The organism is Sinomonas terricola (assembly GCF_034931225.1).
In the GTDB taxonomy this organism is placed as follows: domain Bacteria; phylum Actinomycetota; class Actinomycetes; order Actinomycetales; family Micrococcaceae; genus Sinomonas; species Sinomonas terricola.
On record NZ_JAYGGQ010000036.1, the window covers coordinates 1 to 1,327 of the forward strand.

1 protein-coding gene is annotated in these 1,327 nt (G+C 66.6%); it reads right to left on the reverse strand.

Annotated features, from left to right (window positions below; all coding sequences use genetic code 11):
• Nucleotides 1–54: 54 nt before the first annotated feature.
• Nucleotides 55–1,230, reverse strand: coding sequence for an IS481 family transposase (locus SPF06_RS21990; RefSeq protein WP_428985819.1), 1,176 nt, complete (start codon nt 1,228–1,230; stop codon nt 55–57).
• Nucleotides 1,231–1,327 lie beyond the last annotated feature (97 nt).

Sequence of the window (1,327 nt, forward strand, 5' to 3'; positions counted from 1 at the left end):
ATGTGATGTCTCAGGACATTGGAATAGCCCGAACCCACGGAGTGTGGGTTCGGGCTATTGCTTTTGTCCGCGGGGTTGATAGTCGCGTGTGGTGTCGATGGTCAGCTCGCGGAGGATCTGGCCGGTGGTGGCGTTGACGACGGTGATGTCGAGGTCGTGGACCAGGAGTTTGACGTGGGTTCCGGTGTGGGGTCGGCCGATTCCGATATGGCGGAGTTTCCCGTGGACGCGCAAGGTGACGGTGCCGGATTTGTCGACGCGGTCCTCTCGGACGCGGTCATGGGCGTCTGTGCTGCGGTCGGCGGCGGGGGCGGTCTTGATGCCGGTGGCGTAGATCGCGGCGGGAGTAGCCCGGCGAGGCAGGGATCGGTGCGGTCGGCGGGTGTTGTATTCGATGGCGAACTCATCGAGCAGCGCTTGCAGCTGGCCGATCGTGTCCGGCTGGTCAGGTTGTGCCTTGAGCCATTTCTTCAGCGTCTGCCAGAGCCGTTCGATCTTGCCCTGGGTGGTGGGGTGGTTCGGCCTCCCGTTCTTCTGCACGATCCCGAGCCGGCGCAGCTCGTGTTCCAGGATGGTGCGGCCTCCCGCGTTCTTCCCGCCCGCCAGGCGCACGGTGTAGACCATGCCGTTGTCGGTGAGGGTGGACGCGGGGTAGCCGTGCTCAGCTGCCGCAGCGTGGAAGGCTTCGGCGACGATCCCGGCGGTGATCCGCGGGTGCGCAGTGAGGTGCAGCAGGCAGCGGGAGTGGTCGTCGAGCCAGGCGATGACCTCCGTATCGGTGCCGTCGGCGAGGCGGCAGTGGGTGAAGTCCGACTGCCAGCACTCATTCGGCTGGGCGGCTTCGAAACGCACGTAGGAGGACTTCGGGCGTTTGGCCGGCTCTGGCGTTACGAGGCCGGCCCGGGTCAGGATCCGGTTGATCGTCGCCCGCGACACGGCGACTCCGTGCGTGTGCTGCAGATGCCACCCGATCGTCTCGGCGCCCGCGTCCAGACCCGCTCCTATCAGCCGTCGCCGGATGCCGACGACGAGGTCGGTGATCTCCGGCGGCATCGCGTTCGGCGAGGTCTTCGGACGCCGGGACTTCGGCTCGAACGCGGCCTCGCCCTCGAGCCGGTAGCGGGCCAGCAGCTTGGAGACCCAGCCCTGGGAGACGCCGTAGCGGCGGGCTGCTTCGGACTGGGACAGGCCGGACAGGACGGCGGTGATCACGAGACGCTGCTTGCTCATGCCTCAACGTCACGGGCACAGCATTCCGATCACCCGAGACACGCCATTCCGATGACCCGAGACACCCCATTCCGATGTCCTGAACCAGCACACTGTC

Coding starts and splice junctions, on each gene's coding strand:
- SPF06_RS21990 (WP_428985819.1), bottom strand. CDS start 1,230: ATGAGCAAGCAGCGTCTCGTGATCACCGCCGTCCTGTCCGGCCTGTCC.